The organism is Caenispirillum salinarum (assembly GCF_044803115.1).
Taxonomy (GTDB): Bacteria; Pseudomonadota; Alphaproteobacteria; order Rhodospirillales; family Rhodospirillaceae; genus Caenispirillum; species Caenispirillum salinarum_A.
On the sequence record NZ_CP085224.1, the window covers coordinates 1,407,128 to 1,421,994 of the forward strand.

Genomic DNA, 14,867 nt, shown 5'->3' on the forward strand with positions numbered 1-14,867 from the left:
GTCAGGCAGCCTTCTGGTCGTCCTGCGGCTGCCCGATGTTCCACGGCAGCAGGTCGTCGATCCGGTTGATCGGATGGTCGGCGATGCGAGCCAGCACCGTGGTGAGGTAGGCCTGCGGGTCGAGGCCGTTCAGCCGCGCGGTCTCGACCAGCGTGTAGATGGCCGCCGCCCGGCGGCCGCCGGCGTCGGAGCCGGCGAAGAGGTAGTTTTTCCGGCCCAGGGCCAGCGGGCGGATGGCCCGCTCAGCGGCATTGTTGCTGATCTCGCAGCGGCCGTCGCCTGCATAGCGGGTCAGCGCTGGCCAGCGCGTCAGGGCGTAGCGCATTGCGGCCGCCAGCTCGCTTTTGCCCGGCAGCTTGCGGAGGCTGGTGTCGAAGAAGGTCTTCACCGCCTCCAGCCGGGGCAGGCTCTCCGCCTGGCGCACGCGCAGGCGCTCGTCGGCTGGACGCCCGGAGATCCGGCGCTCCACGTCGAACAGCGCGCCGATCAGCTCCAGGGCCCGGGCGGCGATGGGTGATCCGGTCGCCGCATGAACGTCGTGGATCTTGCGCCGCACATGGGCCCAGCATGCCACCTCCTGCACGGACGCGACGCCGTCCTCTCCCGGCTCGTACAGCTTGTTGAAACCGGCATAGCCGTCGGCGTGCAGAAGGCCGCGAAAGCCCTGCAACTCGGTCTGCGGATGGATGCCCTTGCGGTCGGGCGTGTAGCGGTAAAGCACGGCCGGCGGCGCCGGGCCGGCATGGGGACGTTCGTCGCGCAGATAGACCCATTGTCGCGCCTGCCGGGTCTTGCCGGCGCCCGGGCTGAGCACCGGCACCGGCGTGTCGTCGGCGTGCAAGGCGTCGCCGGCGCGCACGTGGCGGCCAATCGCCTCGACCAGCGGCGCCACCAGGGCGGCCGTCCTGCCGACCCAGCCCGCCAGCAGCGCCCGGGGCAGCGTCACGCCCTCGCGGGCGTAGATCTGGCTCTGGCGGTACAGCGGCAGGTGGTCGCAGTATTTCGACACCAGGACATGCGACAGCAGGGCCGGCGACGGCAGGCCGCGCGCCACCGGCAGGGACGGCATCGGCGTCTGCACCATGCTCTCGCACGTCCGGCACGACAGCGCCGGACGGACATGGCGGATCACCCGGAAACGGCCGGGCACGTAGTCGAGGATCTCGGTCACGTCCTCGCCCACCGTGTGCATGGCGCCGCCGCAGGCCGGGCAGTCGTCGGCGGGATCATGACGGACCTCGTCGCGCGGCAGATGCTCCGGTAGGGCGCGGCGACGGCGCGCGGCAGGCTGGTCCGGGGCGTCGGCCTCGGTCGGCTCCGGCGGCGCTTCATCCTCTGCTTCGGCCGCTTCGGCCGCTTCGGCCTCCAGGTCCTCCAGGGCCAGTTCGAGCTGTTCGATCTCGCGGGACAGCTTCTCCGACGATCGCCCGAACGTCATCCGCCGCAGGCGGGCGAGTTGCACCTTCAGCTTCTCGACTTCCAGCGCCTTGGCGGTCAGGCCGGCCCTGGCCGCGGCCAGTTCCTCGGCCTGCGCGGCGATGATCGCCCGCAGGGCCTCGACGTCGTCGGGAAGCTGGGAAGACGGTGCGGAAGGCATGGCCGGATTCTAGCCGCAGAAGCCCTAAAAACCAAGGATTTCGGCGCCTTCCGGGGCTCGTCAGCCGGCTGTCTCCGGCCGCCATGTCCGCGTCGGCATGCGCCAGTCGATGCCCTCGATCAGCATGCTCAACTGGGCCGGCGTCAGCGCCGCCACGCCGCCCTCCGCCGAGGGCCAGACGAAGCGTCCCTTCTCCAGCCGCTTGTACCTCCGTGGAGAATGCGACCCCTACCGTCGCAGCGCACCAGTTAGTCCAGGTCACGCACCCGTTCCATCCTCTGAGGGAGCGATGGTTGCCATGCGTGGGCCGGCGCTTCAACCGGCTCGGCGAACGCCTGCTGCTTCAGGCGGAAGATGGCTCGGTCTGGTCGGTTCCGCCGCAGTGGACCGATCTTTCGAGCCCGGATCCCGAGGTGGTTGTCGGCGACGGCCGCACGCCATTGCGGGTGACGGACTTGATTGCTCTCGCCGACGTGGTGGAGCGCCTTTCCAGCAGATTGGTCGACCGTGGGGGCCGCAATGTGTAAGGTCAATTACGCCGCACATGTAAAGCGAATTACGCCGCGACAGAGCTTTGAAGGTTCTTATTTCCCTTCTTCCGCGTGTAGCGGACGTGGGTACGGCGGTGAGAAGCTTGACCTGTATGCGGAACGCGGTATAAATACCGTTACACCTTCTCTACCTCTCGTCCTCGGATTCGTCGATGCCTGCGAAGTACGACAGCAAGCGCTCGAAGGCCGAGGCCCTCATCGAGGAGGGCACCTTCAATGCGACGCCCGAGAAGGTGCGCGATCCGAAGTTTCGCGACAGCGAGTTCTTCGACCCGCACGACGCTGTCCAGGTCAAGTACGAGATGCTCCGTCGCGTCTCCACCGACGGCGTGTCGGTAACCGAGGCTTCGAACGAGTACGGCTTTTCGCGGCCGACCTATTACCAAGCCAAGGCCAACTTCGACAACGGCGGAATTGCCGGACTGGTGCCGGCGAAACCCGGCCCACGCGGCCCCCACAAGATCGACGACGAAGTCCTCGCGTTCCTGCGGGCGAGGCTTATCCCAGGCGAGCCCGTCCGCGCCCGGGAACTGGCAAAGCTCGTACACCAGGAACTTGGCATCGAGCTCCATCCCAGAACAATCGAGCGCGTTCTAAAAAAAACTCGCGCCTGACGGGCGCAACGACGGCAGCGGGATCGGCCCTGCCATCGGCCATTGCAACCCGGTACGAGCTGCTTCGCGGAGCAGCTCTCGGCGAGGCGCTGCCGATCGACGCCCGTAGCGGCCTCGCGCTCTTCCTGCGCCGCGGTATGTGGGGATGGGCCCGCGCTCTGACCGCAGCCGCAAGTTCCCCTCAAGAGCCAGTCTACGCTTCGTCACTCGCCGTCCCGGCGCGGCGCGGGCACAACGTTGCCGTTCACGTCCTCGCATCAATCGTCGGAAGCATCCACGATCGGAGATCGTCATGAACGCCCACATCAAGGTCCAGCCTTCGCACCTCAAACGCGGTGCCTACCTGTACATCCGCCAGTCCTCGATGCGGCAAGTGGTCGAGAACGCCGAGAGCGCCAAACGGCAGTACGGACTTCGTGGGCGCGCCGTGGCTCTCGGCTGGCGCGACGAGCAAATCATCGTCATCGACAATGACCAGGGCGAATCCGGCGCATCGGCGGCGTGGCGAGAGGGCTTCCAGCGACTGGTCAGCGACGTCGGCATGGGCCGCGCCGGGATCGTGATGGGCCTGGAAGTCTCCCGTCTGGCGCGCAACAACGCCGACTGGCAGCGCTTGCTGGAGATCTGCGCCCTCGCCGATACCCTGATCCTTGAAGTGGTCCCGGTTGTTCGGGCAGATCAGCGCGCTCTGTAAGCTCTGCTCCTGGGGCTTGGTTGGTGGGTAGTCGCGGTCAGGCGGCGAGGCCTGCCGGGCGGAGGGCGGAGCGGGAGCGTAGCCCGGAGCCCGGCAGGCCTCGCCAGTAAACCTCATCGGGGGTGGCATAGGCCAGGGCCTGGTGCGGGCGCCGCTCGTTGTAGGTTTGCACCCAGGCGCCGATGCCGGCCTTGGCCTCGCTGCCAGTGGTGTAGGCCTTCAGGTAGACCTCCTCGTACTTCAGGCTGCGCCACAGGCGCTCAATGAAGATGTTGTCCATGCAGCGGCCCTTGCCGTCCATGCTGATGCGCACGCCCGCCGCCTTCAGCGTCCCAGTGAAGGCGAGGCTGGTGAACTGGCTGCCCTGGTCGCTATTGAATATCTCGGGCGGGCCGTAGGTTTCCAGGGCCTGTTCCAGCGCCGCGACGCAGAAATCGGCGTCCATGGTGTTGGACAACCGCCACGACAGCACCTTGCGGCTGTGCCAGTCCATGATGGCGACCAGGTACAGGAAGCCGCGACGCATCGGAATGTATGTGATGTCGGCAGCCCACACCTGGTTCGGCCGGTCGATGACCAGCGTGCGCAGCAGGTAGGGATAGACCCGGTGCTCGGGGTGCGGCACCGTGGTCCGCGGCCGGCGATAGACGGCTTGAACGCCCATCAGCCGCATCAGGCGTCGCACCCGTTTGCGGCCGACGGACCAGCCCTCGCGGCGCAGGAGGGCGGCCATGCGACGGCTGCCCAAGTAGGGCATATCCAGGAAGTGGCGGTCGATGGCCGCCATCAGCATCCGGTCCTCGGTGTTCTTCGGCGTGTCGTCGTTCACCGGACGGTAGTACAGCGACGACCGGCTGATGCCGACCAGGCGGCATTGCCGTGTAAGGCTCAGCGTGGGGTGGGAAATGTCGATCATGGCTCGGCGCTCCACCCGCTTCAGCGCTTGAGCCTGACGGCCAAAAAATCATTTTCGACCTTCAACTGGCCGATCTGCTTGTACAGCTCATCGACCAGCGCCTCCTTGTCCTTGTCGGCCTTCGATGGGCCCTTCTCGAATGCCGTGGCCGCTTGGTCCCGCAGCGTACGTTTCCAGGCGTTGATCATCGTCGGGTGGACGTCGTACTTCGCGCTCAGCTCGGCCACCGTCTTCTCGCCGGACAGCGCCTCCATCGCCACCTTCGCCTTGAAGGAGGCGCTGTGGTTGCGACGATTCTTGCTCATGCGGTCTTCTCCTGTCTCGCCCCAGGAGCAAAACCCAGAGCTTACCGACCTGTCCAGATTCTTGGGGCCACCTCACACCATGCCGCACATTTGGCGCGGACGAGGACCTTGACGGCGGCGAAAGAGATGCTCGAGGGCGTCGGCCTGCACCAGGATCCGTCGTTCCTCATGGCGCTCGAAGCGGTGTTGGAGGTCCTGCCGCCGTCCCGGTCGTTCACCGGCTTCGATCCGGTGGAGGCGGCCGCTCCGGCAGCAAGCGACTTCGAAGTGCTGGAAGGCTTGCGGCGTCTTTGCTTCGGCGATGAAGTCGACGAGCCCAAGCAGCTCTCGATGCTTCACGAAGAGGCGGCCCAGTGAGCAATCTGGACGATCGCGACTGGCCGCCGCACTTCAGTCCTGACACCGCTCATCTGGTGAAGGATTTCTATGTGCCGGCGCTGTCCTGCGCTATTCGCTACGACAGGACCACAGGGTACTTCACGGCCCCGGCCTTGGCGTTGGCGATGAGGGGCTTGGAGTACCTGGTCGTCAACAAGGGCAGAATGCGACTTCTCGTCGGCTGTACCCTTGCAGAGGGCGAAGTCGAAGCGATCGAAAAGGGGGAAAACCTCCGCGACACCCTGGAGGCTCAGCTTCTACGGATGCCTCTGGTGGCGCCCGACCCGTCGGCGGCGGAGGCCCTCGAGCTGCTTGCATGGATGGTTGCGCAGGGTTTCTTGGAGGTCAAGGTGGCTGTGCCATGCAATGCGGCACGGAAGCCGGTACCGGGCGTCGGCCTGTTTCACGCGAAGGCTGGGATCATCGAAGATCGGGTGGGCAACGTACTCGCGTTCACCGGCAGCATCAACGAGACCGAAGCGGCGTGGCGCCACAACTACGAGACCTTCCACGTCTTCACGAGTTGGACCGGCACCAAAGCCAACGTCGCGGCCGAGGAGCGCACATTCCAGACCTTGTGGGCGGACCAGTCGAGCCGTGCCATCGTCATGGACATCCCGTCCGCGAAGGCGCAGGAGTTGATGGCGTTCCTGCCTAAGGATGACAAGCCGGCGCGGCTCAAGGACCTTGAACTTGATGATCCGGAGCCGGTGCCCGAGCCTGATCCTGTGGCACCGGCACCCGAGCCGGAGCCCCGCGTGACCGATCCGCGCCGCGTGGTCTGGTCATTCCTGAGGCAGGCCCCGCAACTGCCTGACCTTGGCGACCGCGTAGGCGAAGCCACGTCGGCCATCACCCCTTGGCCTCATCAGGTGCGCGCGTTCGAACGGATGTACAACAGCTGGCCGCCGCGCCTTTTGATCGCCGACGAGGTCGGTCTCGGGAAGACCATCCAGGCGGGTCTCCTGTTGCGCCAGGCTTGGCTGTCGGGACGGGCAAAGCGGATCCTCGTCATGGCGCCGAAGGCGGTGTTGAACCAGTGGCAGATCGAACTGAGAGAGAAGTTTAATCTCAACTGGCCCATATACGACGGCAACAAGTTCGCATGGCGCCCGTGTCCCGTTCTGGGTGCCAATCCGGTCAAGGCCGTGTCGCGTCATGACTGGCATCAAGAGCCCTTCGTCATCGTGTCCAGTCACCTGATGCGACGGGCCGACCGCGCCCGTGAGCTTCTGGAGGCGGAGCCCTGGGACCTGGTCGTTCTCGACGAAGCGCATCACGCCCGGCGCCGGTCCGGCGGGATCGGAGATGACGAGCGGCCGAACCAGCTGCTGCGGCTGATGAAGGGGCTCGAGCGGCGGACGCAGGGCTTGGTGCTCCTTACAGCCACCCCCATGCAGGTGAGCCCCGTGGAGGTATGGGATCTGCTCGCGCTCCTTGGGCTTCCGCCAGAATGGCACGTTGATGCATTCCTGCGGTTCTTTGAGCTTGCCGGCAAGCCCAGCCCGTCGCATGAGGAGCTGGCGACTCTTGCGCGGCTGTTCCGGGCCAGCGAAGCGCGTTTCGGCCCCATCGCAGTTGACGAAGCGCAGCGCATCATCGGCACGCCAAGCTCCCTGAGGGCCAAGAAGCTGCTGAAGGCCCTGCGCGAGAAAAGCACGCTCCCTCTCAAGGCTCTCGAAACGACGGACCGGAAGGACCTGTTGAAGCTGCTGCGTGGCACGACGCCGGTGAAGCGGCTGATCTCGCGCCACACGCGATCTCTGCTGCGGGCCTACCACAAGGCTGGGAAGCTGAAGACGCCAATCGCCGACCGCAAGGTAGAGGACGTGTTCGTGGAGCTGACCCAGGCGGAGGCACGGGTCTACACCGCCGTCGAGGAGTATATCGGCTCCACCTACGACAACGCAGCCAAGGAAAAGAAGACAGCCGTCGGCTTCGTGATGACCGTGTATCGGCGGCGCCTGGCCAGCAGCTTCCATGCCTTGGCGCAGACCCTCACAAACCGCAAGGCCGCCCTTCAACTGGGTCCCCAGGGAAGCTTGTTCGATGCCAAGCACCTCGACGAGGATCTGCCCGATGACGAAGCTGATGACGAGGTAATGGACGCCGACGACGCGGCACAGCTGGAGACGGAGGCGCTTGCGTTGGAGGAGCGCGGCGACATCGAAAGCCTCCTCCGCGAGGTCCGGCGGCTTCCTGCCGACACCAAGGCACGCGAACTGCTCAAGACAATCATGGAACTTAAGGTCGCTGGCTACGAGCAGGTGATCGTGTTCACCCAGTACACCGACACGCTGGACTTCCTCCGAGATTACCTCATTAAGGAATCGGCGTTCACGGTCATGTGCTTCTCCGGGCGCGGGGGTGAAGTCCGATCGTCCGACGGCCACTGGTTGCAGATCTCTCGTGACAAGACGAAGGCGATGTTCCGCGACAAAGCGGCCCATGTCCTGTTGTGCACGGATGCCGCGGCCGAGGGCTTGAACTTCCAATTCTGTGGCGCCCTTGTGAACTATGACATGCCGTGGAACCCCATGAAGGTCGAGCAGCGTATCGGGCGCATCGACCGCTTGGGGCAGCAGAACCCAATCATTCGGATCGTCAACCTGCACTACAAGGGCACGGTCGAGGCCGACGTCTACATGGCGCTCAGGGAGCGAATTGACCTGTTCACCACCTTCGTCGGCGGTCTCCAGCCCATCCTGAGCAAACTGCCGAAGGTCATCGGTGGCATCGCGTTAGCCGGCGGGGAAGATCGCGGAAGACAAGCCGCTGCGCTGGTGGATAGCGTGCGGCAGGAGGTGGATGAAGTGCAACGGGACGGTGGTTTTGACATTGACGAAGTGACCGCCGCCGAGGTGGAGGAGCGGCCACGCGTCTCCGCCGCCTACGGCCTCAGCGAGTTGGGCAAAATCCTTGAGCGGGAGGACCTGCTCCCTCCGGGCGATGAGGTGAAGAAAACCGGCAAGAAGGACTTCGGGTACCTGTCTCCAGGCATGGTCGAGGCCGTCCGGGTGACGACGGACCCGGTCCTCTTTGAGCAGCACGCCGATAGTCTAGAGTTGTGGTCGCCGGGATCGCCGTCCTTCCCGGACATGTCCGTGTTTGACCTCGAGAAAAACGTTACTGTGGATGAGTTTCACGAAACGTTGACGCAGCAATCCTGACGCGTCGATGCCGGCTTGGTCCCCGCTGGCCGAGGCAGCAAGACGGCAAGCCAATGCGCGCGCTCAGACGCGAGTGAGCTGATGTTCGACGTCGAACGATATTGCTAGTGGTTTTTAAGTGCTGCTGTTGAGCAGGACGTCGATGGAGTCGCGGAGGCATTGAAGCTCGTCCCGATCCTGATCGTCCAGTGGCCGGCCTTCCCTGCGCATGGCGCCGACGATCTTCGCCATCGCCTTGACGTGGCGGCCCAGGTTCGGGCCTTTGGCCGGCGGTCTCGGCCGGAGGCTGCCGACGGTCACGCTTTCGTTGCCAATATGGCTTCGCAAGCGCCGCAACTCAGCCACTGAGGCTCCCTCGAGGACCCGCTCGGCGAGTACCGGCCGTTGCTCCTCCGGGGCCATGGCCACTTCAAAGAGCGCAGACTTCGTCGGCGCCGGGGCCATATCGAGAAACGCGTGCCGCATCTCCTCCGGCAGGGAGGCCATCGCCAGCATCTTGGAGACGTCCGAGCGGCTCATGCCGGTCAGTAGCGCGAGGCTCTCGTCGGTGCATTGCCGCGTATCCGACAGCCTGCGGAGGGCCATCGCGGTTTCGACGGGATGCAGATCGGCCCGCTGCGCGTTCTCCACGACGGCGATCTCGTCGACGTCGCCGGTGACGCAGATGGCGCGGATGGACGCCCGGCCGAGGTGCTTGTGGGCGCGCCATCGGCGCTCGCCGGCTGCGAGGATGAAGGAGTCCTCCGCAGTCGGATGCTTCTTGATCAGGACCGGTTGAAGCAGGCCCTTGTCCATGATCGAGGACGCCAGGGCCTCCAGGGCGGCCTGATCAAACCGCTTCCGGGGCTGGTCCGGGTTCGGGCTGATCCGGTCGATCGGGACCTCCAGCACCTGCATCGGCTGAGACAGCGCGATGATCCCGGTCGAGACCGCCCTGGCGGCCTCGCCGGACACCTGCTGCGAGACCCGCCGGCTCGGGCGCCGGCTCACGACGTCACCGCCGGTGTCATGTCGCGGGCGATCGACACCAGCACCTGGTCCGCTATGGCGTAGTATGCCTCGACGCCCGGGGCGTAGGGATTGTCCGCCAGGGTGACCGAGCCGGCCGCTTCCGACACGGCGTAGGCCGTGGTGTGGCGGATCGCGGGGAAGATGTGTGTCGCGTCTCCGTAGTCACGGCGCAGTTCCTCAAGCGACTCTTGGTCCTGTCGGACGCGGAGCCGGACCTTCGTCGGCACGATACCGAGAAGGCGGATGTCATGGCGGTACAGCCGGCGGACCTGGTCGACGTTGCCGAGCAAGAGGGGAATGCCCGCCATCGACCACGCGGCGGCTTCCGTCGGGATCAGCAGGTAGCGCGCCGCCAGCACGCCGTTGAGCGTCAGCTTGCCGAGGTTCGGCGGGCAATCGAGCAGGATCACGTCGAAGCGTGGCGCCATGTCCTCGATCCTGGCGCGCAGCAGAAGTTCGGCAGCCGTCCGGCCGGCCAGTTCAAGCTCTGCTGCGTCGGCGTTCGCACCGGATGGTGCGACGGCGAACGAGAGGTTCGCCGAAACCTGGATAATGTCGGCGAGCGGCCGGTCCTGAAGCAGGACGTTGTAAATCGTCCGGCCACTCCGTCCGACGGCCACACGGTCGACCCCGGCGGCGAGGGTCGCGTTGGCCTGGGGGTCGAGATCGACGACGAGGACGCGGCGGCCGCGGTGCGACAGGGCGTGCGCCAGGTTCAGCGACGTCGTGGTCTTGCCGACGCCGCCTTTTTGGTTCGCGATAGCGATGACGACCGGGCCCTGCTGATCCGTTGCCAGCGGGTGCGGCGCTTCCGCGCCGTGTTCCTGTGCGGTGGGGGACGGTGCGGTGGGGCGGGAAGCCTGGGCTGCCTTTCCGAGCTCGTATCTCATCATGTACTCCGGTGGATGACGCCGTGATGATCTAGATCCGCGGAGCGGTCCGCCAAGAGGTCCGCGGCTTGCTGCGCATGTCCCGAGCGGCCCCGCACACGCCCTGAGGTATTGAGACAGTCTGGGGCTAGACCGGCAGGAAAAAGCCAGGAGAAGCGGGGACTTCTCCTGGCTGGTGTGGCCGGTGTTACGACAGCATGTCGATCGCCGCCTTGAGTGCCGGCAGATTCGGACCGGTCCAAAGGCTTCGGTCCCAGGCAGGCCGCGCGATGCCCATGATGTCCGCGAACATGTCGGGAGTCATCCCGGCCTGCTGACGGATGTCGTGGGCGAACGTGACGCGGAGCCCCATGAAACGGCGTCCGGGCACCACGCTGTTCATATAGGCGCCGAGGCTTTGACGAAGCAGCTCGGCCGCCTTATCCGCTCCGAAACCATGGAGCTCGGGGAACAGGTAGGTCTCGCCCTGGCGCTGTCGGTCCTTGACGAACTCCAGGAAGCCATGGGTTATCAGAACGTGCGGGAGCGGGACAAGGCGGATGTTTCTGGCCGAATCGTGGGGCGAAGCGTCACCGACGCGGAGAACGGTGATCCCGGCGACATCCCTCACAGACGACACATCGAGCGGCGCGATCTCGCAGGCCCTGAGCCCCGCGTGCCGCGACAGCAGTGGCGCCCAGTACAGGCTGTCCTTGATCACCAGGGAGCCCGGCTCGGCCCGTTGCGCCTCCGAGAGGCACCCCGTGTAAAGCGTGCTGGCGAAGAAGGCGTCGAGATCAGCCTGCGACCACCGCTCGATCCGCGGACGGGTCTCCCGGATCGCGCGCCGGCCGTACCCCTTGCCGTGAAACGGGTTGTGGAGGTCGAACTCGTTGAACAGCCGGCCCATGCCTTTCAGGTGGCGGTTGACGGTGGACAGGGAGATAAGGCCGGTGTCCTCCTCGCTGCGCGGCCTCTGGCCCGCGAACGCGCTGCGCTGGCGGGGGGCGAGGTCCCGCAGGGCGCTGCCGCGGACTTTGTCGAGGCGCAGATTGCGCGGCAGGACCGACAGGAGGCTCTTGAACTCGTGCACCTCTTCCTCAGTGATCGCCCCCAGCGCCCGATCGCCGTTCAACTCGATGAACAGGGCGGCAGCTCTGGCGACCTCCGCCTCGAGACGCGATGGCTGGGCATCCGGGCGTTCCCGGTGCCGCTCCCTGAATAGGGCCAGCGCTTCGCTCACCGTCACGGCCGCGTCGCTGAGAAAGTACTCCTCCACGCCGGCTCGCAGCTGGCGCAGCATCTCGTCCCGCCGGCGATCGGCGGCGTCATCATCAGCATCACCGGAACTGCCGCCCGCCAAGTGTCCGTCGTCCGGCGAGCCGCTTTCGGCGCAGTGAGGTAGCGTCGCATCGCCAGGGGCGTCCTGCCGGGATGCGTCATAAACAGGACAGCCCGCTTCTGTGCTCTCAGCCGTCTCCGCCGGCAGAAGGCGATCCTTGCCGGCCGGGTCGACGGATGTTCCGGCCGGGGAGGGGGAACTCGTGGTGGAGTATTCATTGTGCAGCATTCTTCAGTCCTCGAAGGGTTCGTCGCTGTGGCGTAGCCGGACGGCTGTCTGCCGTTCGGGATCCGCGCCGGAAGGTCATGGCTGGTCGCATCTGGCGTCTTCCTATTGACCAGATAGCCTTTTCCGGATTCCCGGCCAGGGGCTGGAGCCACTTTTCTGGAAATTGAGTACCAGGACCTTTGCCAACCGTTTCTACGCGGCCCCTGCATGTCTGTCGGCACGGTGCATGCACCACCGGCAGCCGTTCCGACGTGGAACGTGGCGGCTGGCGGAGGAGGGGCTTCCGCGCGTGCGTTCTGCGGCCGGGCAGGCCTTCGGACAACGGTCTGGTTCTGCGAGCGCCTGGGAAGGTGGTCCGGCCCCCGCCGCCGTCGTCGATCGGCCCACCACGTTGCCTGATCGGCCCCTCTCTCGCACACCGCTTGCCGCGACCTTCTGATCGGGCCTGCCGACGTCGCGACATGATCCCGGCCGCGCAAGCTCGGCTGTCTTCGTTTCACACGACAACGACGGCGGCCGCGGCGCACCGCGCGATGCGCGCCGGCTCCTTCCAGGAACCGCGACTGGGTCTGCCTGGCCTTCCCCACCGGGTATCCGCTGCGCGAGCGGCCTGGGCCGATCGAGGATGCGCCCCTCCGTCAGGGTACCGGGTGCTGTGGCGCGGCCTCTTCCCCTCTCACCGCGGCCAGGATCAAGTCGGCATAGTCGAGCGTGGACAGGTGAGTCGCGAGGTTCTTCATCGCGTACCCGCCGAAATAGTGTTCGCTGTTCACGCTGTCGTCGACATGACCAAGAAAGTGCTCGCCGATCTCTTTCGGTGCCCGCTGACGCAGGCGGGTGTTGAACGTCAATCTGAGGGCATGGAAATCCTTCCCGTCCTCCGTCAGTCCTATGGATCGACGGTATGTCCCGAAGCGCTTGGTGAACACCGACGTGTAGCGGCCGTCCTTGCCTTTCGGCACGTCCGGAAACAGGCGGACAGACTTGCCCTTGCTGTGGCGCTTGAGCGCCGTTACGAAATCCATGAAACCGAGTTCAATAAGAACGGGGTGGAGCGGCACTGTCCGCCGGGAGCCTTCCGTCTTGACCGTGCTGTCACCCTCGCCAATGCACATGCAGGGCAGACCCTCTAAGGAAATAATGTGGTCGGTCTCGAGCTGGAGGATCTCTTCCGAGCGGGGCGCATTCAGGGCGGCGATCAACGGGACCCATTGCATTGACGTGCCGTCAATGATTTTGCCGTCGCGGATCGCGGCGCCACCTTCAGGCCGGTATAGCCGGGACGAGAAGAAAGTTGTGAGATTCTCGTCCGTCCATGCTTTTCTTGGTTTGCGCTTGTTGCCGGACTTCTTCACCCCCTTGTGGAACAGGCCTTCGAAGGGATTATTTCGGTTCTTTTTGATGTGGATGCCCACCCATTCCATGACCGCCCGCATGAAGGTGACATGACGGTTGATGGTCTTCTTCGAGATGGTCTCGAGGAGTTTGTTGACGGGTTGCGTCGACCGCGCGCAGAGCTTCTTCACCTCTTCTTTGGCGGCGGGACTGGGGTCGCGGCTGAGCCGCTCGATCCGGTTTCGCAGGTCTACGGCCGCCCGGGCCTCCAGCCCCGCATAGATGCTCTTGCCGTTCAGCGACGGAAGGCCTTCGAGCTTCCGCTGATAGCGTGAGGCATCGCTCGGCTCGATCGCGCCGACCTTCATGTTGCCGATGAGCGAAATGAAGAGGCGGCAGGCCTGTTCGGCCTGCCTGGCGGACTTCGGGACCCAGGTGTTGTTGATGTTCGACTTGACGACATGCGGCATGAGGTCGGACAGCCGCATCTGAAGCGTCAGATGCTCGTCGTCGTCTGAATCACCCCGGGAAGCCGCTGGCGACGCGACTTCGTCCTCGTCCGCGTCCTCGTCGTTCTCATAGTCGTCCTCGTCCTCCGGATCATCGTCCTCGTCCTGGTGATCGGCGTCATCGAGGGCGGCGGCATCCAAGGCCTGCCGGTCGGGCCCGAGATCTTTCGCCGCGCTGCCGCCAGGGACACCGTCGAACGCCGGGAGGGAGGTGCATTGCGGCGAGGGGATACGCGGCAGCGCCGCCAGCGCTTCCAGGCGGACAAGCTCGTCGGCCAGATCGGCGTCCTCGCGGTAGACGCCCTGGCGGCGTTCGCCGTGGATCCGGATCGCCTGGCGCATCATCCGGACGGCCCCGAAGGCGAGGTCGTCGTGCTCGTCGCTGCCGGCCTCGAGACGGATCCCGTTGCGCCGAAGTTCCGCGTCGACAAGGTCGTGGGCCGGCGCGGGGTCGAACTCCCTCAGCGCCGTCTCGAGCGTGCGGTCGAACGTCTCGAGCCACCCGGCGGGGTCGGCGGCACGCTGGCGCAGGTGCTTTTCGTGCCGCAGCAGGTTGTCGAGGGCCCGGTTGAAGATCGCAGTCAGGATGGCGCGCTTCTCGCGCCGGGTCAGCACCTCGGGCGCACGGTCGGTGATGCCCGGCGGTGCCATGACCGCCAGGATCTCCGTCCAGCTCTGCGCCTCGCTGTGCGCGCCCATACTCCGATCACCCATCGCCATCACGCGGCAGAAGACCGCGTCGAGATGCGCGGCCCTGATGACCGCGATGCGCCACTCCGATGTGCGCACGGATATGGAAATATGCTGTTTGGCCAGAGCGACCAGGGCATTTTGCGAGATTCTTCGCCGCCAGTGCCAAACCGTGCCGCGGCGGATGAGGTGGTGCGCCATGGTGATCCCCTCGCGCGTGAGGGATCGCCGGTCTGCCGCCAGGTGCTACAGCTGGGGGCTACAACGCGAGAAGGCGACCGCAAGTGCAGTCGCCTTCTTGAGGAAAATCAACGCTTTAGCGCTTGTTTGGCTGGGGGACCAGGACTCGAACCTGGACTAACGGAGTCAGAGTCCGCTGTTCTACCATTAAACTATCCCCCACCAGGGATGCCTCCGAGGGTCTGTGAGCGCCGTGGCGCGGGGCGTTTCCCCCTCGAGAGGCCGCGTATGTACCACCCTGTTTCGGTGGTGTAAAGGCCTTTGTGTTGAAAAAATTTCAGCTCCTGCGCCCGCTCAGAGCGTCTGCCCCCTGCGGCGGGGTTTCATCGGGCTGCGGCGTGCGATAAGTTAGAGTCCAAGTGGAAACCATGCCGCCAGGCGGCGCGCAGGATCAGACATAGGAGGCGGACCCGAACCC

The 14,867-nt window shown here is 65.5% G+C and carries 12 protein-coding genes and 1 tRNA gene; 5 read left to right on the forward strand and 8 right to left on the reverse strand.

What is annotated here, in order from left to right:
• Position 1: 1 nt before the first annotated feature.
• Positions 2 to 1,597: an IS66 family transposase gene (gene tnpC / locus LG334_RS06375; protein WP_404381160.1), complete on the reverse strand. Its 1,596-nt coding sequence runs from the start codon at positions 1,595 to 1,597 to the stop codon at positions 2 to 4.
• A 60-nt stretch (positions 1,598 to 1,657) separates the two neighbouring features.
• Entirely contained in the window at positions 1,658 to 1,753 is a 96-nt protein-coding gene (locus LG334_RS06380; RefSeq protein ID WP_404379501.1) for a hypothetical protein, read from the reverse strand.
• A gap of 146 nt (positions 1,754 to 1,899) precedes the next feature.
• On the opposite strand from LG334_RS06380, the gene LG334_RS06385 reads away from it, so the two are divergent.
• The 3 genes from LG334_RS06385 (at position 1,900) to LG334_RS06395 (ending at position 3,456) form a co-directional block, all read left to right on the forward strand.
• Positions 1,900 to 2,124 (forward strand): DUF5372 family protein, encoded by a 225-nt coding sequence (locus LG334_RS06385; RefSeq protein WP_404379502.1) that lies wholly within the window; start codon positions 1,900 to 1,902, stop codon positions 2,122 to 2,124.
• Positions 2,125 to 2,300: 176 nt separating this feature from the next.
• Entirely contained in the window at positions 2,301 to 2,762 is a 462-nt protein-coding gene (locus LG334_RS06390) for a transposase (protein WP_404379504.1), read from the forward strand.
• A gap of 292 nt (positions 2,763 to 3,054) precedes the next feature.
• The gene (locus LG334_RS06395) at positions 3,055 to 3,456 is read left to right on the forward strand and encodes a recombinase family protein (protein WP_404384392.1); all 402 of its coding nucleotides are present in this window, start codon (positions 3,055 to 3,057) and stop codon (positions 3,454 to 3,456) included.
• 37 nt (positions 3,457 to 3,493) lie between these two features.
• Here LG334_RS06395 and LG334_RS06400 read toward each other — a convergent pair.
• A protein-coding gene (locus LG334_RS06400; protein ID WP_404379525.1) for an IS3 family transposase occupies positions 3,494 to 4,677 on the reverse strand; the annotation gives its coding sequence in 2 pieces (ribosomal slippage) (positions 3,494 to 4,401 and positions 4,401 to 4,677; 1,185 coding nt in all).
• 108 nt (positions 4,678 to 4,785) lie between these two features.
• Between LG334_RS06400 and LG334_RS06405 the strand changes: the two genes are divergently transcribed.
• Both LG334_RS06405 and LG334_RS06410 read left to right on the forward strand, forming a co-directional pair.
• Complete coding sequence (locus LG334_RS06405; protein WP_404384394.1) at positions 4,786 to 5,034, forward strand: hypothetical protein; 249 nt, start codon at positions 4,786 to 4,788, stop codon at positions 5,032 to 5,034.
• Positions 5,031 to 8,225 carry a DEAD/DEAH box helicase gene (locus LG334_RS06410; RefSeq protein WP_404384396.1) on the forward strand — a complete coding sequence of 1,065 codons (3,195 nt, stop codon included), beginning with the start codon at positions 5,031 to 5,033 and terminating at the stop codon, positions 8,223 to 8,225. Before LG334_RS06405 ends, LG334_RS06410 begins: the two co-directional genes overlap by 4 nt.
• A 114-nt stretch (positions 8,226 to 8,339) precedes the next feature.
• On the opposite strand, the gene LG334_RS06415 is transcribed toward LG334_RS06410, so the two are convergent.
• The 5 genes from LG334_RS06415 to LG334_RS06435 all read right to left on the reverse strand — a co-directional run bounded on the left by LG334_RS06415 (position 8,340) and on the right by LG334_RS06435 (position 14,611).
• Positions 8,340 to 9,215: a ParB/RepB/Spo0J family partition protein gene (locus LG334_RS06415; RefSeq protein ID WP_404384398.1), complete on the reverse strand. Its 876-nt coding sequence runs from the start codon at positions 9,213 to 9,215 to the stop codon at positions 8,340 to 8,342.
• Positions 9,212 to 10,129 carry a ParA family protein gene (locus tag LG334_RS06420; RefSeq protein ID WP_404384400.1) on the reverse strand — a complete coding sequence of 306 codons (918 nt, stop codon included), beginning with the start codon at positions 10,127 to 10,129 and terminating at the stop codon, positions 9,212 to 9,214. The genes LG334_RS06415 and LG334_RS06420 overlap by 4 nt, the downstream gene beginning before the upstream one ends.
• 184 nt (positions 10,130 to 10,313) lie before the next feature.
• A complete protein-coding gene (locus tag LG334_RS06425; protein WP_404384402.1) occupies positions 10,314 to 11,675 on the reverse strand; it encodes a hypothetical protein in 1,362 nt (453 codons plus the stop codon).
• A 638-nt stretch (positions 11,676 to 12,313) separates the two neighbouring features.
• Positions 12,314 to 14,410, reverse strand: coding sequence for a DUF6538 domain-containing protein (locus LG334_RS06430; protein ID WP_404384404.1), 2,097 nt, complete (start codon positions 14,408 to 14,410; stop codon positions 12,314 to 12,316).
• A gap of 127 nt (positions 14,411 to 14,537) precedes the next feature.
• Positions 14,538 to 14,611: transfer RNA gene (locus LG334_RS06435), tRNA-Gln, on the reverse strand.
• Positions 14,612 to 14,867: the final 256 nt, after the last annotated feature.

Coding starts and splice junctions, on each gene's coding strand:
- tnpC (WP_404381160.1), bottom strand. CDS start 1,597: ATGCCTTCCGCACCGTCTTCCCAGCTTCCCGACGACGTCGAGGCCCTG.
- LG334_RS06390 (WP_404379504.1), top strand. CDS start 2,301: ATGCCTGCGAAGTACGACAGCAAGCGCTCGAAGGCCGAGGCCCTCATC.
- LG334_RS06395 (WP_404384392.1), top strand. CDS start 3,055: ATGAACGCCCACATCAAGGTCCAGCCTTCGCACCTCAAACGCGGTGCC.
- LG334_RS06420 (WP_404384400.1), bottom strand. CDS start 10,129: ATGATGAGATACGAGCTCGGAAAGGCAGCCCAGGCTTCCCGCCCCACC.
- LG334_RS06425 (WP_404384402.1), bottom strand. CDS start 11,675: ATGCTGCACAATGAATACTCCACCACGAGTTCCCCCTCCCCGGCCGGA.
- LG334_RS06430 (WP_404384404.1), bottom strand. CDS start 14,410: ATGGCGCACCACCTCATCCGCCGCGGCACGGTTTGGCACTGGCGGCGA.